22 protein-coding genes are annotated in these 25,078 nt (G+C 34.7%); 16 read left to right on the forward strand and 6 right to left on the reverse strand.

Annotated elements, in window-relative coordinates; genetic code table 11:
- Window positions 1-15: 15 nt before the first annotated feature.
- Together AACL20_RS03655 and AACL20_RS03660 are read right to left on the reverse strand one after the other, a co-directional pair.
- Window positions 16-1,287, reverse strand: a complete 1,272-nt coding sequence (locus AACL20_RS03655) for a murein transglycosylase A (RefSeq protein WP_339051700.1) — start codon at window positions 1,285-1,287, stop codon at window positions 16-18.
- Between the two features lie 11 nt (window positions 1,288-1,298).
- Window positions 1,299-2,513: an amino acid permease gene (locus AACL20_RS03660; RefSeq protein WP_339051701.1), complete on the reverse strand. Its 1,215-nt coding sequence runs from the start codon at window positions 2,511-2,513 to the stop codon at window positions 1,299-1,301.
- A gap of 831 nt (window positions 2,514-3,344) precedes the next feature.
- Between AACL20_RS03660 and AACL20_RS03665 the strand changes: the two genes are divergently transcribed.
- The 14 genes from AACL20_RS03665 (at window position 3,345) to ccmC (ending at window position 16,878) form a co-directional block, all read left to right on the forward strand.
- The gene (locus AACL20_RS03665; RefSeq protein ID WP_339051702.1) at window positions 3,345-3,815 is read left to right on the forward strand and encodes a cell division/cell wall cluster transcriptional repressor MraZ; all 471 of its coding nucleotides are present in this window, start codon (window positions 3,345-3,347) and stop codon (window positions 3,813-3,815) included.
- Between the two features lie 167 nt (window positions 3,816-3,982).
- On the forward strand, window positions 3,983-4,933 hold the full coding sequence (gene rsmH / locus AACL20_RS03670) for a 16S rRNA (cytosine(1402)-N(4))-methyltransferase RsmH (protein WP_339051703.1): 951 nt from the start codon (window positions 3,983-3,985) through the stop codon (window positions 4,931-4,933).
- A 53-nt stretch (window positions 4,934-4,986) separates the two neighbouring features.
- On the forward strand, window positions 4,987-5,196 hold the full coding sequence (locus AACL20_RS03675) for a hypothetical protein (protein WP_339051704.1): 210 nt from the start codon (window positions 4,987-4,989) through the stop codon (window positions 5,194-5,196).
- Window positions 5,197-5,206: 10 nt separating this feature from the next.
- Complete coding sequence (locus tag AACL20_RS03680; RefSeq protein WP_339051705.1) at window positions 5,207-7,021, forward strand: penicillin-binding protein 2; 1,815 nt, start codon at window positions 5,207-5,209, stop codon at window positions 7,019-7,021.
- Between the two features lie 172 nt (window positions 7,022-7,193).
- Window positions 7,194-8,738: an acyl-CoA carboxylase subunit beta gene (locus AACL20_RS03685; RefSeq protein WP_339051706.1), complete on the forward strand. Its 1,545-nt coding sequence runs from the start codon at window positions 7,194-7,196 to the stop codon at window positions 8,736-8,738.
- Entirely contained in the window at window positions 8,735-9,082 is a 348-nt protein-coding gene (locus AACL20_RS03690; protein ID WP_339051707.1) for a nicotinamide phosphoribosyltransferase domain-containing protein, read from the forward strand. The genes AACL20_RS03685 and AACL20_RS03690 overlap by 4 nt, the downstream gene beginning before the upstream one ends.
- A 93-nt stretch (window positions 9,083-9,175) precedes the next feature.
- The gene (locus AACL20_RS03695; RefSeq protein ID WP_339051708.1) at window positions 9,176-9,691 is read left to right on the forward strand and encodes a hypothetical protein; all 516 of its coding nucleotides are present in this window, start codon (window positions 9,176-9,178) and stop codon (window positions 9,689-9,691) included.
- A 37-nt stretch (window positions 9,692-9,728) separates the two neighbouring features.
- Entirely contained in the window at window positions 9,729-10,256 is a 528-nt protein-coding gene (locus tag AACL20_RS03700) for a hypothetical protein (protein WP_339051709.1), read from the forward strand.
- 317 nt (window positions 10,257-10,573) lie between these two features.
- A complete protein-coding gene (gene pyrH / locus AACL20_RS03705) occupies window positions 10,574-11,290 on the forward strand; it encodes a UMP kinase (protein ID WP_339051710.1) in 717 nt (238 codons plus the stop codon).
- 3 nt (window positions 11,291-11,293) lie between these two features.
- Window positions 11,294-11,857 carry a ribosome recycling factor gene (gene frr / locus AACL20_RS03710; protein WP_339051711.1) on the forward strand — a complete coding sequence of 188 codons (564 nt, stop codon included), beginning with the start codon at window positions 11,294-11,296 and terminating at the stop codon, window positions 11,855-11,857.
- A gap of 235 nt (window positions 11,858-12,092) precedes the next feature.
- On the forward strand, window positions 12,093-12,218 hold the full coding sequence (locus AACL20_RS03715; RefSeq protein WP_339051712.1) for a hypothetical protein: 126 nt from the start codon (window positions 12,093-12,095) through the stop codon (window positions 12,216-12,218).
- A 506-nt stretch (window positions 12,219-12,724) separates the two neighbouring features.
- On the forward strand, window positions 12,725-14,068 hold the full coding sequence (locus AACL20_RS03720) for a PQQ-binding-like beta-propeller repeat protein (protein ID WP_339051713.1): 1,344 nt from the start codon (window positions 12,725-12,727) through the stop codon (window positions 14,066-14,068).
- A gap of 1,730 nt (window positions 14,069-15,798) precedes the next feature.
- Window positions 15,799-16,101, forward strand: coding sequence for a hypothetical protein (locus tag AACL20_RS03725; RefSeq protein WP_339051714.1), 303 nt, complete (start codon window positions 15,799-15,801; stop codon window positions 16,099-16,101).
- A gap of 21 nt (window positions 16,102-16,122) precedes the next feature.
- On the forward strand, window positions 16,123-16,878 hold the full coding sequence (gene ccmC, locus AACL20_RS03730) for a heme ABC transporter permease CcmC (protein WP_339051715.1): 756 nt from the start codon (window positions 16,123-16,125) through the stop codon (window positions 16,876-16,878).
- 262 nt (window positions 16,879-17,140) lie between these two features.
- Here the strand turns inward: ccmC and AACL20_RS03735 are convergent, their stop codons facing one another.
- The 3 genes from AACL20_RS03735 to fliI form a co-directional block, all read right to left on the reverse strand.
- Window positions 17,141-17,941 carry a transposase gene (locus AACL20_RS03735; protein ID WP_339051716.1) on the reverse strand — a complete coding sequence of 267 codons (801 nt, stop codon included), beginning with the start codon at window positions 17,939-17,941 and terminating at the stop codon, window positions 17,141-17,143.
- A gap of 56 nt (window positions 17,942-17,997) precedes the next feature.
- Window positions 17,998-18,444, reverse strand: coding sequence for a transposase (locus AACL20_RS03740; RefSeq protein ID WP_339051717.1), 447 nt, complete (start codon window positions 18,442-18,444; stop codon window positions 17,998-18,000).
- A gap of 880 nt (window positions 18,445-19,324) precedes the next feature.
- On the reverse strand, window positions 19,325-20,668 hold the full coding sequence (gene fliI / locus AACL20_RS03745) for a flagellar protein export ATPase FliI (protein WP_339051718.1): 1,344 nt from the start codon (window positions 20,666-20,668) through the stop codon (window positions 19,325-19,327).
- Between the two features lie 667 nt (window positions 20,669-21,335).
- On the opposite strand from fliI, the gene AACL20_RS03750 reads away from it, so the two are divergent.
- Both AACL20_RS03750 and AACL20_RS03755 read left to right on the forward strand, forming a co-directional pair.
- Window positions 21,336-21,818 carry a hypothetical protein gene (locus AACL20_RS03750; RefSeq protein WP_339051719.1) on the forward strand — a complete coding sequence of 161 codons (483 nt, stop codon included), beginning with the start codon at window positions 21,336-21,338 and terminating at the stop codon, window positions 21,816-21,818.
- A 997-nt stretch (window positions 21,819-22,815) separates the two neighbouring features.
- Complete coding sequence (locus AACL20_RS03755; RefSeq protein WP_339051720.1) at window positions 22,816-23,568, forward strand: hypothetical protein; 753 nt, start codon at window positions 22,816-22,818, stop codon at window positions 23,566-23,568.
- A gap of 924 nt (window positions 23,569-24,492) precedes the next feature.
- Here AACL20_RS03755 and AACL20_RS03760 read toward each other — a convergent pair.
- Window positions 24,493-25,077, reverse strand: a complete 585-nt coding sequence (locus AACL20_RS03760; RefSeq protein WP_339051721.1) for an RDD family protein — start codon at window positions 25,075-25,077, stop codon at window positions 24,493-24,495.
- Window position 25,078 lies beyond the last annotated feature (1 nt).

The raw sequence follows: 25,078 nt of genomic DNA on the forward strand, positions 1-25,078 counted from the left end.
ATATCTAAAGAATAACTACCTAGCTACATATCTTTGTCTAGGGATTACACTTTTCGGCAGCAATATATAAAATCTACCCTGTTTTTTCATACCAGAAGCGAGCTTTTCTGCGCCTTTATCTCCTCCAAAAAATATATCACCGCGTATAGGCCCTTTAATTGCACCGCCTGTATCTTGCGCAACAAATAATTTATGATATCTTTCACTTTTATAAGTCAAGCTCTTTACAGGCTTTGCAGGCTTATACGCAGCCTCATAAATTTCAAAAGGTGACAAATCATACTGTTTTGAACAACTTAATTGTAAATTATTTTCAGATCGTACCAATTCTGTTTCTATCCAAATTGGAACTCCATATGGATATATCTTATAATCTACTGCAATAGAGCGCTGTGGAGTTAGCACTACACCATGACCACCAATCGGACCAGGACCATTTAATTCTTCAAAAAAGACATATGATGGATTTTTGTTCATAATTTTCTCAGCAGCTCTAGGGTTATTCTTAAGCCACTTCATAACATCTTCTGTAGAATATACATTCTTCGCTCCATATTCTCTTAAATATGAAGTAATTGGGACATAAGGCCAACCATTTTGATCAGCATACTTCACCTTAATTTTGCTGCCATCAGGTAGATTAATAGTACCAGATCCTTGTATATGTAAAAAGAATAGCCTTGCCGGATCATCCACCCAAACTATTTCAAGTTTCTGTTTTGAAAGAGCGCCATTTTCTATACTAGCTCTTGTAAAGTTATTCTTACCACGCAACTTTGATATATTGGATGGCACTTTATATATTGGGTATTTATACCGCCTTGTTTTCTTTCTACTTCCATTTAGTTGAATTTCACAATACCCGGTTAACGTACCATTATCACTTCCATTTGCTTTTAGCACCTTATATGGATTGAACCACTTTTCAAAAAATGCTTGCGCTTGCTTAGAGTTTTTTACACTTTTAGCATCATTACTACGACAAATCTCTTGCCAATACCTCACTTTTCCTCCAAGTTCTGTAAACTTGCTAATAGAATTTCCAGGATCTCGCTTATTGAGCACTTCGCATGATTTCATAAATGCTCTAAATGCGTGCATATGATCATCATGATTCCACTGTTGCATCTCTTTCCAACTTACTGGTTTTAATGTAATCTCTCTTTGCTCAGATTTCTTATAACTGCTACTACAACCAGCAAAAATAAGCGGAATAACTAAAGAAAGAAATGCAAAAAAGGGCCAAAATGATAGATAATTCTTATAAAACATTATAAATAATTTCATTTTCAAGAATGCTATAAAATAAATATAAAATCGATAATAGCAATTGCTATTATCGAAATTCCAAAAAATAAAGAGAAATATAACGATAACATATAGAGTGGCTTATCTTTTTTCTGTTCTAGCTTAATCATAGCAATGGATGGAATGATTATAGCTATAATGCAAAGAGCTATTGAAGCAAAAGCAAGCGCAGTCATAAAAGCCTGCGGAATGATTATACTGACAAAAAGAGGGGGAATTAGTGTGCAAAATATTGCATTTTTTTTACTCATCATCTCTAAAAATACATCGAAAAAGCCTGCTGCAACTCCTAAAAAAGATGTCAATATTGCAAACATAGCAAAGTAACTAATAAACTCTTCGAATATTTGCATATTTATATATGATCCAAGCTGTGCTATAAAAACTCCTACATTGCCACCTGATAAAATGACATTTTCGAAGCTATATGTTCCATAATTTGGCAGTACACCTATTGTTACTACAAGCCATGCTATATAAATAAGCACAGGGATAAAACTACCAAGTGAAATTGAGGTAAAAATTGCATTTTTATCTCTTTTGAGATATTTCACTATCGTTATAATGCTGCCATGAAAGCCAAACGATGTAAAAAAAATAGGAATCGCGATCGCATATAACGAAATGTCAGTAGTATTTATCAAGCTCCTAACTCCACCTTGCAATAGGTAGTGCGCACTAATATATGGCGCCGTCATCATAAGCATTGCCACAAAACAAAAAGCTTTTAAAAACATCATAACTCTATTGCCATAATCCATGAGCTTCGTTGATCTGTACACCAAGAACCCTAAAATCAATACGACAGCAACTGATACAACATTTTTAGCCACATGTGACCCATCAAAAAAACGATTTGTTAATATATCAGAAGCGCCAGCAACATATGCAGCAAGTAACGAATAAAATAGCAGCACCATTGACGCAAAAGTTATAATTTTTGCTGGCTTTCCAAGCACCTTATCTGCAATACCTACTATGCTATGTGTTTCATCGAAATGCAGCGCCAGCTTCATGATAACTAATGCAGAAAAAAACATTAACAACCATACGCAGAGCATTAAAACAACACTACTACAAAATCCTAGCCTTGATGATGCGATCGGCAGCGCTATCATGCTTGCTCCTATTGTCGTTCCAGCTACTATACCTATACCACCGATAACTCTACTATAATTTTTCATAAATTCTTCGCTTTGTTTCATCTTAATTTTTAAAAATAGCAGCAAATCCAAAACATATCGCACTATATCAACAAAAAGCATATTTTAGAAGTATATTTATCTATCAGGCACAATAATATACCTCTAATCAATAAAGAATTCCTTTTTATTGGCAATATGGCATCTGCAGTAAAAATTATTTAATATACCACTTAATTTTTCTATGGTACTACTGGCAAAGTGCTGGTCTTGGGATTTTAACAATATTTTTTATAGCATAAGCCAATTTCTGCATCAAATATACCACAGACAAGCGAAGAGTTTGCATTTGATTATGCATATACCTCGAAAAGAGCTAGTAATAATAGCAGCACATCTTTTATCAATAGATTTGCGATTAAAATTATAACTTCCATCAGAAATAATTATTTTTGGAATTCCTAAGTATTATGCCGCATGACATGTGTTTATTTGCGACCAAGCATCCCACTTCTTCCTATATTATCCCACATTATCCCAAAAAATGCTATTCATAAGCTTACAATTATATTATTATTGTCTTAAGGCACTTAGTATTCCCACTTGTAAACCTAGCTCAACCATATTCTTACAGTGGGATACTAAGCTATATAAAAGTTGGTTTTTAACTACTGCTCTATTCTTAAAAAGTTAGATACCTTTGAACACTTCTTTAGACTCTGCTAACCAAGTACTTGTGTAAGAATTTTTTAGAGTACAAGTTAATTTCTGCGTCGAATACCTTTACATATTTGCAGGGAAATTAACGAAGTCATATGGGAAATTAGGCCAAAAAGGCCTGTGCAAGTGACTTTGCCGGCAGAGCTTAAACGAAATTTATTGTACTTACAGCTAATGTCGCGTTCTCCTTTGATATTTTTGTCGACTTATAGCAGCAAGCTTGATGATAAAGGCAGAGCTTCAGTTCCTGTGGCTTTCCGCAATATACTTGAGGCTTTAGGAGGAGAACCTTTTGTCTATGCTTATCCATCGTTTGTGAACGAATGCATAGAAGTTTGCACTACAGAACGTATTTTATTTTTAGAACGATCAATAGATTCTATGGAAACTTTTTCGCAACAAAGGGATATCATGGCAACAGCGATACTTGCGGCATGTCAACCGCTTTGCATAGACAACAAAGGACGCATTTCTCTCTCTGAGAGACTTCTGGAATTTGCAGGCATTACAAAAGACTTGCTGTTCGTTGGAAAAGGAAAAACATTTGAAATTTGGCAACAAGAAAAATTTGATACCTATTACAATTATTCTAGAAACATCGCAAAAGATAATCAAATAGCTCTCAAAGGAGCGAGTGCTTCCTAAGTAATACAGCATCTTCTGTGAGATTTACTTATTGAGCGATGAACTACGAAAAATTTTGTTTCCCACAACATAGTTTTGTATAGACCAACTTAAAATAAGGATTTCAAGCTAAATTGCAGAGTTAACAAAAGCAATGATGATGAAACAATATAAATTTTGGATAGTTGATGAATTTACATAATCAAGAATTTCAAGAACATAATCCAGTTATGCTGAGTGAGGTATTAAACACCATTAATGTTGTAGATGGTGGCACATATATTGATGCAACTTTTGGTGCAGGTGGTTATACCAGCAGAATATTAAAAAAAGCAAATTGCAAAGTTTATGGTATAGATAGAGATCGCTCATCTTCACAATATCTTAAAAATATTGACCAAAATTTACAAAAAAATTTTAATTTTATTCATGGAAATTTTGTGAATATTACCGACCTGTTATATGATCGCAAAGTTTTCAAAGTAAATGGTGTGATTTTTGATATAGGCGTTTCATCTATGCAATTAGATATCGCAGAACGTGGGTTTTCTTTCATGCAAAGCAGTAAGTTAGATATGAGAATGGATCAAGAGCAAACATTAAGCGCATTTGATGTTGTAAACACATATTCGCAATTTCAATTAGAGCAAATAATTTCCACTTATGGAGAAGAACGCGCTGCAAAAAGGATAGCTGCAGCTATTATAAACGCTAGAAAACTTGGAGTTATCGAAACAACTGAACAGCTAGCAAGGATAGTTACAAGCATCAAAGGAAGAAATTTTGGCAAAATACATCCAGCAACTCAGACTTTTCAAGCTATACGTATAGAAGTAAATAACGAGTTAAATAATCTGAAGTTAGGGCTTGAGGGTGCAGTGAAACTTTTAGATTTGCATGGAACTATTGTTGTAGTTACTTTCCACTCACTGGAAGATGAAATAGTAAAGAATTATTTTAACACAATCTGCAGAAAAAAAATAAAAATTAACAAATATAAAACGAATAGTTTAGAAGAATCTGGAGCTGAATGTTTTATTAACATGTATAAAAAGCCTCTTATTCCTTCGTTTGAGGAAATAAGAAGAAATCCCAGATCCAGATCCGCAAAACTAAGAGCTATCTCGAGGATTACATGACGATTATTAGATATTATTCAGCAATTTGCGTGTTATTAATCATTTTATGCATAATGACACTATTTATAGTGAAGTATGAAGTTCAGAAATTAGCAACTCGCCTTCAATTAATAGAATCTAGTATTCAACAAAAACATGAAGCTATTCACATGCTAAAAGCAGAGCTTGCTTACTTGTCTAAACCTAGATCAATCCAAGCTTTAGTTGATAAGCATTTAAAGCTAAAGTTGATTTCTCCAGAACAAATAAGATCATTAAAGTAAACAATAAATTATGATTTTTGTAATATATCAGCGCTGCAAAAATATTATAAAAAGTCGATTAGTCAAAAATTTCGATGAAGGAGATAGTACAAACCTAAATTCTGTAGAACGCGCTGCACACAGCATTCTACAACAAAAAAACTTATTACAGGATTATGAAACAGAAAAGAAACTAGATGTTAGTATTCCAAGGTTATATTGTATCTTTGCAATCTTCACATTTGCCTTCTTAGTTATAGTGCTACGTATGATGGATCTGACTTTCATGAACATAGAGGAAGTCGATAGTATATATAATAAAACATATGCAGACTTCACCACTTCTAGAGCAGATATTTTGGATAGAAATGGCGAGATACTTGCTTCAAATATATCAACTGCTTCATTACACGCTCACCCAAAACAACTAATAGATGCAAACAAAGCAGCAAAGCAAATAGCAAGTCTTGATATAGGCTTAAATTATCGTGATTTATATAATAAATTTAATAGTGGCAAAGAATTTATATGGTTAAAGCGACATCTAACCCCCTCTGAACAACAAAAAGTGCATAACCTTGGAATACCTGGGATATATTTGAGCAAGGATAGCAGGCGTGTTTATACATATGAAAATTTGTTTTCTCATATACTTGGATATGTAGATGTTGATGGAATTGGCATAGCTGGAATAGAAAAATCTTATCAAGAGAGATTAATTACAGAGAAAAAAGAGCCTATGCAGCTTTCACTAGACGCTAGAGTGCAACATGCACTGTATAAAGTATTGAAAGATACAATATCAGCCAATTCTGCAGATGGTGGAGTCGCAGCTGTTATGAATGTTAACAACGGCGAAATAGTTGGCATAGTCAGTCTCCCAGATTTTAATCCTCATAAATTATCCAGTGTAAAACGTGATCACCTATTTAATCAAGCAACTCTCGGTGTTTATGAAATGGGATCTCCGTTTAAGCTTTTTACTGTTGCTATGGGGCTTGATACAGGAAAAATATCAGTAAATGACGCATTTGATGTATCACATCCAATAAAAATTGGTAAATTTCAAATTAATGATTATAGAGGAAAAGGAGGCACGCTTTCAGTTCCAGAAATTATAATGTATTCGTCAAACCTTGGCGTCGCGCAGATAGCCAAACTTATTGGCATTAAGCAACATAAACAATATATACAAAATCTTGGCTTGACTTCTGAAATTAACTTTGATGTTCCAGAAATAGGGAAACCAATATATCCAAGAGATAACAAGTGGGGAGAAGTTAGCGCTACAACTATTAGCTATGGACATGGTATTGCTGTAACACCAATACATTTAATGCAAGCAATATCTGCGATTGTAAATAACGGCATTTTATATCAGCCTACTGTAATCAAGCATGCTGAGAATACTAAAATCATCAGCAAAAGAGTGATAAAAGCTGAAACATCAGAATTAATGAGAAAGATTCTAAAACTATCTGTAGAGCATGGGTCCGCTAAAAATGCATATGTTAAAGGCTACTCAGTTGGCGGAAAAACAGGCACTGCTGAAAAAAATAGTGGCGGCAGATATAACAAAAAGCTGAATATAGCGCTATTTACTGGAGCATTTCCAATACATAAACCTGAATATATGGTACTTGTCATGGTTGATGCTCCAAAACCATGCGCTTATAATTCATGGCGTGCTACTGGCGGAGCAGTTGCAGCACCAGCAGCAAGTGAAATCATAAAGCTGATAGCTCCTATACTCGGCATTCAATCATCTGATAAAGAAGAAGCAGAAATACTGGAAGCAATGCGTTTAAATTACACTCCTCAATATAAAACTCTTGCAAATCGTTAGTTGATATTCTACAAGACTCGTTGTATGCGTTCTATTTTTGTAAATGCTATTTTAGAAAAACAGGTAGGATTTGCATATATCTCTGATAAATAAAGTATGACGAGTACACCTCTTCACCAACAAATTTCTTATTTAGTATTTGTTTACCTTAAGCAACACCATAGCTGAAAAGATGGAACAGAAAATTTTAAATAATAACCAGCTGTTAGAGCAAAAGCGTAAGATAGGCAGGCTTGGCGGCGGACAGCATAGGATTGATAAGCAACACGAAAGCGGTAAGCTTACCGCAAGAGAACGACTTGAGGTACTATTAGATCCAGATTCATTTGAAGAATTTGGTAGCTTTGCAGAACATAGATGCAATAACTTTGGAATGGAAGAAAATGTAATCCTTGGGGATGGTGTTATAGTAGGTCAAGGGACCATAAATGGGAGGCCTGTATTCGTTTATAGCCAAGATTTCACAGTTATGGGAGGCTCACTGGGCGAAGTACATGCAAGAAAAATAGCTCAAATTCAAGAAATTGCAATGCAAGTTGGCGCTCCTATTATAGGAATCAATGATTCCGGTGGAGCAAGAATACAGGAAGGTGTTGATGCGCTTGCTGGCTATGGAATGATCTTTCAGAACAATGTTGATGCATCTGGAATGGTTCCACAAATATCAGTAATCATGGGCCCCTGTGCTGGCGGTGCTGTATATTCCCCTGCCCTAACAGATTTTACTTTCATGGTTGAAGGAACATCTTATATGTATGTGACGGGACCTGATGTGGTAAAGACTGTAACACATGAAGAAATCTCCCACGACAAGTTGGGTGGATCTAGGGTACATAGCACTAAAAATGGTGTATGTGATGCTGTATTTGAGAATGACATAGAATGTTTGCAGCAAGTTAGAAGACTTGTCGATTTTCTGCCGCTTTCCAGTACATCCTCTTCTGTTGTGCGTCATACTCTTGATCCTATAGACAGAATTGAAATGTCTCTAGATACGCTAGTGCCTGATAACCCAAGCATGCCTTATGACATGAGACATCTGATAGAGAAGATTGTAGATGAAGGAGATTTCTTTGAGATCAAGCCAGATTTTGCAAAAAATATTATCGTAGGCTTTGGAAGATTTGACGGTAGAACAGCAGGCATTGTTGCAAACCAGCCGCTTAATCTTGCAGGCTGTCTTGACATAGATGCTTCTGTAAAAGCAGCAAGGTTTATACGTTTTTGTGATGCATTCGATATACCAATTGTTACTCTAGTGGATGTTCCTGGATTTATGCCAGGCCTCACTCAAGAACACGGAGGAATAATAAAGCACGGTGCTAAATTGCTGTATGCGTATGCTGAAGCCACTGTACCAAAAGTAACCATTGTGATAAGGAAAGCTTATGGTGGCGCTTATATCGTAATGGGTTCCAAACACCTTGGTGGTGATATTAACTACGCTTGGGGAAATACAGAAATAGCGGTAATGGGCGCTAAGGGAGCAACTGCTATATTATATCGAGGAGATAAAATCTCTGAAAAGCAGAAAGAAGCATTAGCTATTGAATATCAGAAAAAATTTGCTTCGCCTTTCCTGGCAGCATCTAGAGGATATATAGATGATATAATAAGACCTTACAATACACGCTGGCGAATCTGTAAGGCTCTAATGTTGCTTGAAAACAAGAAGGTTCAAAAATATCGTAAGAAACATTCGAATTTGCCGCTATGATGCCAGCTAACCTTATACTTAACATAGATTCTTATAAAGCTTCTCATTATCTTCAATATCCTAAAAATGCAGAATATATCTCTGCATATATAGAAGCAAGAGGCGGAGCATTTAAAAAGCTAATGTTTTTTGGCTTGCAGGCTTTCTTAAAAGAATATCTAACCAAGCCCATTTCTATGAAAGATATAGAAGAAGCTGAAGATTTTTTCAAGCTACATGGCTTGCCGTTTAATAAACAAGGATGGTTACATATATATAATAAACACGGTGGATTTTTGCCACTTAAAATTGAAGCCGTCGCTGAAGGCGAAGTATTGCCAGTTAATAATAGACCTCTTGCATAACCTGTTCAAAACTATGATTTTATTGTCACCAATACATAAAAATACTCACGGAGATCATTGTTGCGACGTTTTGCAAAAAATTTCTAGCTCAGAATGAGGTTATGCAAGAGGTCTAATGTATTATTACAAGTTGTAAACACAGATCCAAAATGTCTATGGCTTACTTGTTATGTAGAAACTGCTCTGTTAAGAGGTGTTTGGTATCCTACTACAGTTGCAACTCTCTCCTTTCACTGTAAAAGCATTATAAAAAAGTTTTTAGTGGAAACATCAGAAAATACTGAAGATATTGATTTTAAGTTGCATGATTTTGGAGCAAGAAGTGCAACTTCGCTTGATAGCGCAGCGCTAGGTAGCATGGCACATCTAGTGAATTTTCGTGGTTCTGATACTATTGCAGGCATTGTCGCTGCTCGCAGGTACTATGACGCAGAAATGGCAGGATATTCTATTCCAGCGGCAGATCATTCTACTATAACAGCGTGGGGAGTGGAAGACGAATTAGAGGCATATAGAAATATGTTAAATCAATTCTCCAAAGACAATGTAATTGCTATTGTCTCAGATTCATATAACATTTTGGAAGCGCTAGATAAATTATGGGGGTGAACAATTAAAGCAAGAAATAGAAAATTTTGGTGGGAAAGTGATAATTCGTCTAGATAGCGGAAACCCAGTACAAGGTGTACCAGAGGCAATAGAAATACTGATGTCAAAGTTTGGCTATACAATAAATAGTAAAGGATATAAAGTATTGCCTAGTTATATTAGAGTAATCCAAGGAGACGGAATTTCTATTGGTTCTATAGAGAATATACTAATTGCCATGAAGTCCATGCAACAAAGCGCAGAGAATGTTGCATTCGGTATGGGCTCAGCTTTACTTCAAAAAGTTGATAGAGATACTATGAGTTTTGCAATGAAAGCTTCTGCTATATATAATTCTGGCATCTGGCATGATATGTATAAAAACCCTAAATTTGATCCTGACAAACGTTCTAAAGCTGGAAGATTTGCGCTAGTTACAAATCAAGATGGAACGGTAGAAACCATAAAACTAGAAGATTTAGGAACAAGAGAGAATATGTTAAAGGTTGTCTTTGAAAATGGTGCATTACTAAATGATGTAAGTTTTGATTCTATTAGAAATAGAGTGGCAAGATTTCAGAGATAAAATAACAAACATTATTTAATATAATTGCTATACAACAAACTTATTTATTATAGATTATAAGTTAATTTCTGCGCCTGATATTTTCACATATTTGCACCGAAATTAACAAAGTAATATGGAAAAATTAAGTAACAAGACCTATACAATGACTTTACATGTAGAATTACAGCTAAAACTTTTTAAAATTGAACTTAAAAAATTTGAATTACAAACATGCTAAATACTAAAAAGCGCCATTGCATAGAATAAATCTAGTTGAAAAATAACGAAGTATAATTTAATACTTCTCTGAAAAAGAATTTTATGATGATCAGCTCATGGAGAGAAAGTATAACAGAATATTAATTAAGATATCAGGCGAAGCGCTAATGAACGAACAACGTTATGTGCATGATATCGATATTATTTCCCAAATTTGTGAAGATGTAAAGAAAGTGCAATCGCTTGGCTATCAAATTTGTGTAGTAATAGGAGGAGGTAATATCTGCAGAGGCGCAACTGCTGCTGCAATTGGGATAGAGCGTGCAAGTGCTGATTATATGGGCATGCTTGCAACTGTCATTAATGCTATAGCACTCCAAAGTAAACTGGAAAATCTTGGTGTTTTTACTAGAGTGCAATCAGCGATTCCTATGATGACAGTCGCAGAACCATATATAAGACGTCGAGCTATCAGACATATGGAGAAAAACAGAGTTGTTATATTTGCAGCTGGAACCGGAAACCCGTTTTTCACAACTGACACAGCAGCAGTACTTCGAGCAACAGAGATGAATTGCGATGCTATATTAAAAGGAACAAATGTTGATGGTGTTTATTCAGCAGACCCAAAATTAGATAAAAATGCTGTGAAACATCAAACTCTAACATATAAAGATGTTATACTGAATGACCTTGGCGTTATGGACACTACTGCTATAACTCTCGCTATGGACAATAAAATGCCAATTCTTGTGTTCGATATTCACTCTCCTGGTGAAATAGTTAAGGTTTTAGATCAGAATGGTAAATATTCAATTATTCACGGGTATTAATGGATGGAGAATGATAATTTTATTATTGCAGAAATTGAAAAACGTATGGAAGGAGCAGTTTCAAATCTTAAGCATGTACTAAACGGCTTGCGTACTGGTCGTGCTTCTGCTTCACTTTTAGATCCAATTAAAGTTGAAGTATACGGTGATTTTATGCCAATCAATCAGCTTAGTACTATCTCAGTGCCTGAATCTAGGCTTATAACAGTACAAGTTTGGGATAAATCACAAGTGAAAAATATTGAAAAAGCTATAATGTCTTCTGGCCTTGGTTTAAATCCTACATCAGATGGGCAGTTAATCAGAGTCCCTGTGCCAGATTTAACAGAGGAACGCAGACGTGAGTTAACGAAAAAAGCTGCTGAATATGGTGAAAATGCTAAGATAGCTATACGCAATATAAGACGTGATACACTTGACGTGTTGAAGAAAAATGAAAAAGATAAGGAAATATCAGAAGATGAGTTAAAAAGTCAAAGTGATTTAGTACAAAAAATTACAGACCGCTATATTAAGCATGTTGATGAAGCAATAAAACAAAAATCTGCTGAGATTATGGGCGTTTAACAATGCGTATTTTGTATATTTTTGTTTGAAGTTTTTTTTAGTATCTTTGCATATATCGCAGGTAAATGAAGAGCTGGTATTTATTAGACTTCAAAAAGAGCTAGGCACTTCCTTCATAAGTGTCCTAAGAAGAATGATGGTGTATACAAAATACATAAAGAATTTTGGTAACACTAATTTTGAAAAATATGACGAGTAATTAATTAGCATCTTAAAATTTTTTACTTATTAAATTATGTTGCTATGTAGTTGCTTGCGTCATAACTCTAAGAAGCTAGAGGATTTATCTTGGCCTGCAAGTAATTATGATACACCGAAAGTCCAGCAGAAAAAGTGGCAAAAACCTTATGGATTTTGTTAAGTAGTATTTGTAAATTATATATCTGAAAATTAGCACAGAGCCGCTTCTTTAGGCTAATTTTTGTACATTGAGCTTTCCGTAAAAATTTATTTGCGCAGCAAATCGATTTTTGACGGGCAGATTATGCAAAATTCAGAAACACATTTTATAAAGTTGCCTTGCTAAAATGACTTTTGTTTTTAAGATACATAATACAGCTCAAAACTTATTAAGATGTTTTTAGCAATTTTTTGAAAAATAGAGCTAAGATAATATAAAAGTTGCTAAACTATACTTATATACTGTTTATATATTGCAATCTCAATATACAAAACATTTAAAAGCAAGGTTATTATATGTTTTACTTAAAAAATATTGGCCACTTAGCAATATTCGCTCCATTTAAGATCCAAGGTATACAAAAAGTTGATTTGTTCTTATAATTTTTTGCATATTCTTATTGTTACTGTTACTCCAGATCTATATGCTATATAACGTATTATATTAAGTTGAAAGTGTTGAGTTTTATGAGATATTGTTCAAAGTTATCATGTTGTTTATTGTTATTTTCTTGTTTCCTTTCTCTGCTAACTGGATGCGAAGTATTAGGTCCAAAAAAATTAAAAATTGATGGAGAAAAGATACCAGTTGATAGTAGCCTCGTAAACTATGCACCAGACCCGCTCCTATCTAAACAAACTTTTAGCTACACAAAATCTCCTTGCAATTGCACTTTAGATCTTTCTGCCCATAACATAAAACGCACGTTTCAATTTAACGGAAGTAAAAACTTACATGTTGTAAACCCACCGCTATTTGTCGAAAACAAACTAATCTTTATGGATGCGCATGGCGTTCTACAGGCTTTTGATTTAAAAAGCCAGAAAATGCTATGGTCTACTAAACTTATCCTAAAAAAACGTAGCAAAGGTATACTGTTTCCTTCTCCAGATTTTTTTAATGGTGGCATTACAGAACATGGTGGAATACTTTATGTTACACTTGGTTCGAACGCTGTGAAAGCTGTCAATATTGAAAACGGGAATGTAATATGGTCTGTTGATTTGATGAGTCCAACCAGAGCAACTCCTGTGCTGGATGGGCAGAGAGTGCTTATACAAACTGTTGATAATGGATTATATGCTCTTGATAAAAGTAGTGGCGAGGTAATTTGGCTTCACTCGTCTTTTGATGATAAAATATCAGTCATTGGAGTTGTTCGCCCCTTGATATATAATGGCTATGCGTTGATTCAAAAAACAAACGAAGGAATTTCTGCAATAGACCTGCGTGACGGCAACGAAGTTTTTGTGATTCCTACTACTATTAGTATTTTCACATCACTTATGCATGCTGGTCAAAACCTTCAAGCAATACAAACCAATATGGTATTGGAAGGAGATTTATTATTCTTTAGTACAGGTGAAGGAATGCTTGGATGCTTTGATCTTGCATCTAAAAAGCTACTCTGGGATAAGAGAATTTCAGTGAAACGCCAGATCTATATATGTGGAGATTTTTTGTATGTACTAGATCAAAACGATGTATTGATTGCTATCTTTAAACAAGACGGCAAGATAAAGTGGATGCAAAACTTAAAGAAAGTATATAAACCTAGGGATAGTAAGGATTTTGATTGGTTAGCTCCAACCATGATAAATGGAGAAATAATAATTACACACTCTGCTGGCAAAACATTTGCATTTGACTCGGTTAATGGAGAAATGTCACAGAATGTTGCAGCGGCACTATCCACTCAAGATGGAATCAGCATACCTATCATTGTTAATAATGGAATTATTTATCAAGTGTATGGATATGGGAAGATTGTAGCATATGGCAAGGCAGTTGATACAAAAAAACTCAAGTAGAGTGACACTCTGATAAATGAAGGGTTGATATTTTTATATAACCCGATCTTTAGATTAATAACTAATGCGCGCGCCAAAAAGCCTCAGAAGAGGCATGAAATAGGCCCATGAGTGTCAAAATAGCGCTTTAAATCCGTAAAAAAATGTTATAATAAACGCAAAAACTTTACGGATTTTGTGAAAGTAGCATTTGCAGCATAGGCTCAATTAATATATCCCAAAATTAGCGCAGTGCTAAGTCCTGTGCTAATTTTTGCACATTTAACTTCTCCACAAAAATTGATTTGCATAGCAAATACATTTTTGGCGGGATAGACTAATAACTAAAAGTATATGTCAGATTTTTCCCCAATGACCACTGAGAACAAAGTGCTTGTGTGAGAATTGGTTCACAATTTCTTTGATTGCAACACAACAAGAGACTGCTAATTATGTTATTGTACACTGAAATAACATATAGATTAGCAAATATAATCACTTAACCACTCAAAAATTTTATCTCAAAGATTTTTAGGTTGCGCTTGAGCATAGTTTATACTACCTTTCATTATTGAATTATTAAAGTGAAACAGCTATATAATGATAAAAGTCTACTAATGTTATATGTATACCTTGCTTATGCTGTATGGGTTTTAGTTTTATTTTTTATGCTAACAGCATCTTTACATTCGTTTATTCGCTCTAAAAAAACATTGCTACAAATATCGCAAAGAACCACAAGTACACATTACAGGAATGATGATACTGAACTCATAATGCAGTAGTTGTATGCGAACCACCAACGCTATAGAATAAATAGGCACTATACTTAAGTAAGTGGATGGTGCGAGGATTTGAAGAGCATGATTTTTTAGAGTACCAGTTCATTTCTGAATTAAATATTATATATATATTTGCGAAGATAATTAACGAAGTAATACTTTAAAACTCAAGCCAAAAAGGTCTGCGCATGTGACTTTGGTGAGCAGTGCCTAACTAGTCGCCTGCGTCATAATTCTAAGAAGCTAGAGGATTTATGTTGGCCTGCAAATAATTATGATGCATAGAAAGTCCAGCAGAAAAAGTGGCAAAATTGCCAAAAACCTTATGGATTTTGTTAAGTAATATTTGCTAGGTATATGGCAAATTATATATCAGAAAATTAGCATATGGCAGAATCCTGGGTTAATTTTTGCACATTTAACTTCTCCACAAAAATTGATTTGTTTGCGTATATAAATTTTTGGCGGATGGACTACAAAATAATTGGCAATTCACGTTAAATAAATACAAAAAGCATCTCTACTTGTCATATACAGATTTACAATTGCCTGAGAGCTTAATTTTTACAAATCAAGCTAAAGTATATATGCGATTTTAACATATCATATTGTCTTTATTATAATTTATAGCTTATAGCGATCAATAATAAGGATTAGCATTCAAATATTAGCATTGGTGCAAGTGATTATGATAAGCGCTCTGAACTTTTTTGAGCGTATCAATTGTAGGTGTATATTAGCAAAAGAAATTGTATATTTTATTGATAATTGTGCAAATATGTGTACAATACCCGTATATGTGTCCATCTATATATTATGGTATAAACTATTATGATAAACAAAATAAGGAAATTTTCTGTCTATTTTATATCAGTTATAATTTCGTTTCTAATGCTGTCAAACATTTCTAATGCTGCTAAACTTTCGGGCTGCTGTGATAAACATAACTATAAAGATAAAGCATCCTATGTGTTTCAGTACAGTGATAATCAAGCGATAGATGTTAACTCAGAGTTGAAAGATCTTGAAAAGCTGATGTTAAAAGATAAGAATCTACATATAAAAATATTTGCTTTCGCTAATGCTGCTGATGAAGAAATCAGTACTGAGAAATTTAAGAAAGCACTAGATAATGCTGTTGCAATTAAAAAGCATTTAGCTTCTGTCGGGGTAGATGCAAGTAGAGTTTTAGTACACATTAAAGTCTTTATAGGTGGTAATAAAGAATCAAAAGATAGTATTAGAATTTATGAAAGTAGACATAAATCCTAATTGATATAGAGGCGCCATTTGATGAATATAATCAGTAAGATTTTTTATCCAAAAAATTTTCTATTTTTATCTATGGCGCTTCTTTTTATGAGCGTTTTGTTGCTTTCTATATCTCTATACTGCATATTTAATCTTGTACCAGACGATGAGCTGCAAGGCAGTTTAGTAAAAATAATGTATATACATGTACCAAGCGCTTGGCTCTCGTTATTTCTCTACTTTATATTTTCTGTTTTTTCTTTACTATATTTGATAAAAGACTCACCTTTATTTGATATGGCTGCGACCTCTATTGCGTATGTGTGCATTTGTATGACAAGTATTGCAATTTTAACTGGAGCGATATGGGGAAAGCCTGCCTGGGGCACATGGTGGGTTTGGGATGCAAGGCTTACATCCATGCTAATACTATTTTTCATATTAGCTGGATACTTCGCGATTAGAGATTTTTTTAACGATGAAGCAAGATCAGCAAGCATAGGTGCAATATTTGCTATCATAGGCGCTGTTAACATACCAATTATCAAATTTTCTGTGAATCTATGGAGCACACTGCATCAGCCAAGCAGTATCATTAGAGCGTCTGGACCTAGTATTCATGCAAGTATGCTATATCCTATATTTAGCATGTTTCTTGGCATTTTATTATTTTGCTTACTGATAGTGTTAATTAAGATGAATACCAAGATATACCAGAAAAAATCTATCGCAAAATATGCAAGGAAACTTGGATCTACACTAAAAAATACTGCATTTCGCACGCAAAACACTCAATAATACACCAAGAAAAATTCTTAACTTCAGAAAGCCTAGAGAGTCCATCCGCCAAAAGTATGGATTTTAGCTTTTGAAATGCCTTGTTACAACTTTATATTGTGTGTTTTGCTGCTCATGTAATGGTACCTGTGTCAATTTATTGTGATTTTTTATGGCAGAACGGGAAAAATGTCTGTAAGGCGTTCAAAATGCTGCGTTTTAAGCATGCGTCCTCTATTGCCACTTTGTAGCATTTGATTTTGATATGTTTAAATTCAGGTGATTAGCCAGATAAGGTGCGCTCTATCGCCTTCAGATTCATGCCTATGGCTGATATGAATGGATTTATTATATCTCCTATTATACCTCGCAGATAATTACGTCCAAGACGACCAAAATGCTTCAAATGTCCGATTATAGGCTCAATTGCACTTCTTCGCTTCATCATCTTTTTATCAGCAAAACTAAGGCTTTTCTTGGTATATGGCGTATATACTTTGCTTTTGGACTTTAAATTATTACCTCGGTAACCAAGGTCCACAAATATCTTTTTGGGATCTTCTGCAACCTTTTTCACCTCATCAACCATCTCAGATAGTGTATGTCCATCGTATGGATTTCCATGAAATGACTTTATTCCAACTATGAAATTACCTCTGCCACTCACCGCTATACCAACCTTGTTGCCGAATTCGTATGGTTTGTGCAATTTGCCTTTGCCTATGCACTCAACAGCAGGTTCATGGAAACTATATAGTACCTTATTTTCTTTTTTGTAATCCTCTTTGGCACGTTTGCAAAGTACAGATTGATTATAGATCATATTAGCTTTTTCTAGAATTGCTGCGGCTTCTGGTGAAATAGTCAATGACAGTTTTGCAATACCACGATGGCAAAATCTTATTAGACGGCCAAGCCTGCTTTTCAGCTTCTTCATCTGATTAATCCGCTTTTTGGACTTGCTATCATCACGATATTTCCAAACCTTCATTATTCCACGCTTGTAGTACTTTGCATATGTATCATTTAGCGATATACCTTGATCCTTGCAAAGCTCAACTATCTGAAAACGCGCCTTTTCCATTAGATGACAATCATGTGGATGTTTTATATGCTTTGGCTGAACTGTCGTATCAATAATCACGGCTGCCAAATCTTTTTTTTAACTGTGCCAATCTTACAGCCTATTCTGACAAGCTCCTTTAATATCTCACGACACCCAGATTCTCCTAAAGCTTGACGAAATCTTCTTATGCAACTTTCAGATACAATTATGTCATTTTTGAAATAGTCATATCCACAAAAATACTGCCAATAGGAATTTTCCTGAAGCTCCTCCTCAGTATAACAATCAGAGGCACTTGAAATGGCTTGCAACATAAACAAACCAAGCATAACACGACGGTCTTTACGGCTTCTACCATATCGTTTCACAGAAACTTTACCAAAAATTCGCTCATCAAGACCACACCAATCAACTATCGATCTTAATTTATATAACTTGTGTTTGGGATTCAAACTATTAGATAATCTCTCCTCAAATATTCTACTTTGAGTATTATTAATTTGCACTTCTTCTGATGGCATATAATACAAATCCGTAAGTTTTTTGGGATATTATAACATTTTCTTACGGATTAAAAACACTATTTTGATACTCTAAACATTATTTTATGCCTCTTCCAAGACTTTTGGTGCGTGTACTAGAGAATCCATCCGCTAAAAGTATGCATTTTAGCTTTTGAAATTCCTTAGCACAACTTCATATTGTATGTTTTGTTACTCAGCTGATGGTATCTGCGTCAATTTATTGTGATTTTTTATGGCAGAATGGGAAAAATGTCTGTAAGGCGTGCAAAATGCTGTGTTTTAAGCATGCATCCTCTCTTATCACTTTGTGGCATTTAATTGTTATATGTTTAAATTCAGGTGATTAGCCAGATAGACTATCTGCCAAACACTTATTTGCTTGCGCAAATCAATTTTTGTGGAGAAGTGAAATATGTAAAAAGTAGCTCAGGCTTTGGTCCTGCGCCTTAAGCAAACACTGCTTTCACAAAAGCCATAAGGTTTTTGTGTTTATTATAATATTTTCTTACGGATTTAAAGGGCTATTTTGACACTCATGGGCCTATTTCATGGCTCTTCTGAGACTTTTGGCGCGCGTACTCAATAGCCTATCAGTCAAAAATTTATGCCAATAGAGAATATAAGATTCCCTCGTATTACAACAAATTCCAGAACCTTGGCTTTAGAATAGTTTTTATATATGGTAAATTAAGTTGTAGTTTGCGTATATACATAGATATGCGTTACACCCAAAGGAAAATAGCATCCTCATACAGCGAAGATTTTCGAAAAAAGTAATAACATATATATGTTTTGGCTCAATTCTTGAATGCGCAAACCTCAGCTCAATTTACTATATTTAATTTTTGACGGACAGACTACTTACACATGACAAAACTCATGATTTTAAAGGCATTTTAAAATTTATAGCTTCAGTAAGTTTCTTATATGAAGAATCTATCGTTTCAGGCTCATTGTATGCTTGCGATATAAATTTATTTAGCGCATCGTTATATTGTATAGCCTCATCCAATGCCTTATCCGAACCTTTTTTGTAAACACCTATCCTAATCATATCTGCCATATCATTGTAAAGTGATAACAAACTTCGCGCTTTAGTCACCAAGGCATTTTCATAACTGTTATTACATCTTGGCATAGTCCTTGAAATACTACGAAGCACGTCTATAGCAGGATATATACCACGCGCTGCAATATCACGATCTAGTATTATATGACCATCTAAAATCCCACGCACTGCATCAGCTATAGGTTCATTTTGGTCATCTCCTTCAACCAACACACTAAAAAGTGCAGTGATCGAAGCAGTGTCAATACTTCCTGGCCCTGCTCGCTCAAGCAATTTTGGCAATTCACTGAAGACACTAGGTGTATAACCTTTAGTAGTTGGTGGCTCACCAGCTGCAAGGCCTATCTCTCGCTGTGCTGTTGCAAAACGCGTGACGCTATCCATCAGACACAGCACTTCAAGACCTATATCGCGATAGTATTCACAAAGAGTCATAGTAAGGTACGCAGCTTGCTTTCTAGTGAGCGCAGATTCATCTGAAGTTGCAACTACTACAATAGCTTTAGCAAGCCCATCCGGACCGAGATAATCCTCAATAAATTCTTGCACCTCACGTCCACGTTCGCCGATAAGACCAATAACTTTGATATCTGTACTAGCAAACTTCGTCATCATAGCTATCATCATAGATTTTCCGACACCAGAGCCTGAGAAAATACCCATCCTTTGCCCAAGACAACAGCTTAAAAACGTATTAATAGCTCTAACACCCATGTTAATCTTTGGACCTATACGCTTTCTCATATGTGCTTGTATAGGCTTCGCATGCAAATGATACGCTACAGTTCCTTTTGGAAGTGGACCTTTCCCATCTATTGGCTCTCCAAACGCATTTATCACACGACCAAGCCAATCTTGATGCGGATACACAGACTGGTCAGTCGCTAGAACCTCAACTGTTGCACCAGAACCCACTCCGGCTGTCTGCTGAAATGGCATTAGCAGTGTTGTTTGCCCTCTAATTCCAATTACTTCTGCAAAAATAGGAGCATCAAACCTACTCTTAATCGAACATCTCGACCCTATACTAACCATTTTCTCTATACCTTCAGCTTCGATCAAGATACCACTTACAGCGCTTACCCTGCCTTCTACTCTTGTATTTGAGATCAACTCAACTTCACAAGCAATTTTTTGAAAAATATTAGACACAACCAAAGATATTAATAATTCTTATACTCTGCACAACAAGCGGAACAAACCACTAATAGACTAGGTATAACAGCTTATAACTATGTTTGCAATTTTTGCTTTATCATAAATAAGAGTAGTTGAAGAACAAAATTTGTACTACCTATACAAGAGCGATAGAAATATCATGCAGCGACCTCTATGACGCATATGGAAAATATAGGATTGCAAGGAGGCATTGCTTTACCAAATCTGAAACGTCCTTAGTTGAATCATTCAACTCGTTGATAAGGCATTACTTAGCCAGATTTGATCATAAACTAAGCGTCACAGCAAGGCTATGGATATGATCTATAACTCCATCATAATGCTTTTTAACAAGGAATGACTGCAAGCTATATTTAGTTTGCAATGCCAATATTTGAAGAAGCATAAGATTTGTATTATACTTTTAATTCAATATATTATGAACAATATATGAAATTATAGCATATTATCTAAATTAACAATTAGTATAATGTTTCTTTAAAATGTAAATACTAAAAAAAATAGAGTTTTGTTTATAAGTAGTTGACATGAGGTTTTGAATTGTTATTATATAGTGGTAGTTACAGTTTTTTATATTCATAGCACATAAATACATATGAAATTACATAATATAATAATTTTACAGCTGATTTTTGCTCTTATGCTTTTATCAGGATGTTCAAGAGATCTTTCAAGTAGAACATATACAAGTGACACTACATTGAGCTTAACATTTGAAGGTGTTGTTTTGTCTGCAAAGCCAGTTGTTATAAAAGAACATGATAAGTTATCAGGTAATAACACAGGTATTGCTGCTGGTGCACTTGCTGGTGGTGTCGCTGGAAGTGCTCTTGGTGGAAATACTACATCTATCCTAGCGGGCGCATTGATTGGCGGTACTACAGGTGCATTTATTGAATCTGGAATGGGAACTGCAGAAGGGATAGAATATATAGTCAAAGTAGATACTTCGAAGCTGAAGGATGATTATTATCAGGGTAGCGCGCAAATGCGAGAAGCGATTGCAGCTGTCAGAACCAGTGGTATTATTACTGTGGTGCAGAGTAAAGATGCTTCGCTTGAGCAAGGACAAAAAGTTTACGTAATTGTCTCTTCTAAGCGTGCACGCGTTATAGCTCGCTAATTTTATAGTGTTTAATAACCCCAGTTGTCGATTAGATGATTTCTGTATGGTAGATTTTAGTGAGTTATAGGTTATCTAGTCGCATGCATCATAACTCTAAGGAACATAAGATGTATCTTGATTGCAAACAATTATGGCGTACATCAATCCAGCAGAAAAAATGGTAAAATTGCCACCTTATGGATGTTGTTAAGTAGTGCTTGCTATGTATTGGACAAATTATATATCCAAAAATTAGCGCAGGGCAGATCTAAAAGCTAGTTTTTAGAACTACTCTGCGTTAGGCACTGCTCACCAAAGTCACTTGTACAGACCTTTTGACCTGATTTTCAAGTATTACCTCGTTCATTTCTTTGCGAATATATAAATATATATAAACTTGATTCAGAAATTAACTGGTACTACTTGAAAATCATGCCCTAAAAATCTGCGCGCGTGCACTTATGAAGATAGGATCATATATGTTGTGCTAATATGGCTTTAAAGTGCATATTGAATTTTCTAAAAAATACCTGTTTATCTAGTCACCTGTATCATAACTCTAAGGAACATAGGATTTATCTTGACCTGCAAACAATGATGGCTTACATAAACCCAGCAGAAAAAGTGGCAAAATTGCCAAAAACCTTATGGACTTTGTTAGGTGCTGCTTTCATAAGTGCACGCACGCGGATTTTAAGGAAATGATTTTTTAGAGTACTAGTTAATTTCTTGAGTTAAATATTATATATATTTTTGCACAGAAATTAATAAAGTAATGGAAAATCAGGCCAAAGGAGTCTGTGCAAGTGGTTTTGCTGGCAGTGTCTAAGTGGTATTTGCAAGCATAGAACAAATTATATATCCGAAATTTAGCGCAGAGTAGATCTAAAAGCTAATTTTTGTACATTTAATTTTCTGCAAAAATTTATTTGCGAGGATCGTTTAAGAACCTAATAGCTACTTATTTGAAAATTGATTTACTTACACATGCTAAATTATTTATAATATTAGAAAAATGCAAAAAATATTCGTATCAATGTTTTTTTTGCTGTTGTTGTCGGCTTGTACAAAGTATACAACTGTTAGGCAAAGTGCAAATTTTAAAAAATCAGATCTAGAAACTAGCAAATTTATTGTTTTACCAAGTGAAGCTATAGCTTATGAAAAAGGATACTTTGGGCAAGCAAAAAGACTCTATGATTATGAAGCGCATATTGAGACCTTAGTAACAGATAAGCTTGTGTCACACCTACAAAGTATGGGGTATGATGCAATTTCTCTTTCGCAATATGAAATATATAAAAGCAAGATTTCTCCTAAGATGTTAGAACTGCGAGAGTTATATCAGCCAGCAATCATTGAGCTATACAAGGAAGTTATAATGCCACAGGAAGAAGCTCATAATATTGTAAGTAAGATCAATGTACCATATGAAGTCTCCCAATTAGCATTATTGAAGCTTGGTAACAAAAATAAAGCTTTGCTTGTCTTCTGTGACTATTCTCATACGGCATATAATAATTCTGCAAGGGTAATGAGCTCACTGATGACATTAGTAGTGGGAGAATATAGTAATTATGACACTGCAAGTATTCGAGTTGGAATAGTTAACAGTGATACCGGAGAAATATTGTGGAGTAATGATACAACGATTTCCGCAGAGCAATTCAGAGGTACGTTTAGTGGTTATAACGAAGAGAGCGATAATGCGATGGCAGATTCACTGGTTAAACTTGTGCTTTCACCAATTATTCATGACGCAAATTGATTATGATCAAAAGCTACTGGCTTTATAAGTTGTATGCTTTTTGAGATGCGAATAAAAGGTCCATACGTCAAAAATAGATTTGCATAGCAAATAAATTTTTGTGAAAAAGTGCAATATCCAAAAATTAGCCAAGGATTCGGCCGGCATTGTTGCATAATGCGTAGTGCATATCTTTGAGTTTATCTGCCAAATAGCGCGAGTTGCCAATTAATTGATTGCTGCATGATAGATTTTTAGGGAGCTATAGTAAATTAAGTTAAAGTTTGCGTATGTGTATTACACTCAAAGGCAAAATGCCATCCTCATACAGCGAAGATTTTCGGAAAAAAGTAATAACATATGTATGCTTTGGTTCAATTCTTTAATACGCAAACCTCAACTTAATTTACCATATATGTTGTTTTAGTGTTTTGCAAATGAACAAAAATAACATGTGGAAAAGGTTTTTGCATCAATGTACTGTTTTTTGATGATTTGATGAAAGATCTATTTATCTGCATTACCTGCAATTAGTAGCTTAGATGCTTAATTTTTAATTAGCAACTCGCGCTAAATAGATCAGCTAAATAAACTAACAAAGCTGGTATTTCAATGGCAGATAAACTTCTTGAAGTAAGAAGCTTTAGGATTTTATATGTACTAATAATGAAATAGTCTCATTATGCAACAATGCCATTCCACCCTATGCTAATTTTTGGATATACTATTACTCATGCGCCCTACAAACACTGCTTTCACAAAATCCGTAAGGATTATAACATTTTCTTACGGATTTAAAGCGCTATTTTGACACTCCGGGCGCTATTTCATGCTTGTTATGGGAACTTTTGGCGCGTACTAACTTGTACTCTAAAAAACCCTAGCATGCGCACTTACTTGAGCGCAGTGCTATAATATGTAGCAAAGAACTTAGCAAATTCTTAATTACCACAGAAAAAACTTACGTCTTTGCTTTGTAGCAGAATTTGATTTTTCAATATAAACAACCGAGGTATTAGCAATATAATCGTGCAGGCCTCTGTTTTTTTTATTTAAACTCATCATGAAGAAACCTATGAATGGTGGAATACACGATATAACATAGCCAAGCAACCTAAGCATATATTGCTTTTGAGAAGGAGCTTGACCTGTTTTGTCATCAATAATCCTACATCTCATTATCATCTTCCCGATTGTGGCATTATATTTTTTCCAAAACCAAAGCAAGATCAGTGAAATGAGCAAAAAAGTAATAAGCTGTATTACAATAAATCCTGTTTTGAAACTGTCCATTAAATATATCAAAAAGTCCCAAGTAGATGCGCCTTGCCGTTCAATACTAAAGAAGTCTGATATCATAATTTCTGGTGTTTTTCCTTCATAAAATACATATGAAAATAAATTTACAATAGGAGTAATCAATAATGTTATGATAAATAGATCTATCGTTGCTGCAAACATCCTAGCGCTGAAACCAACGTACTCAAAGCCACTTGATTCTGGCATTTTAGTTAATTCTTTATTTTCCATC

This window comes from Candidatus Lariskella endosymbiont of Epinotia ramella (assembly GCF_964019805.1).
Taxonomy (GTDB): Bacteria; Pseudomonadota; Alphaproteobacteria; order Rickettsiales; family Midichloriaceae; genus Lariskella.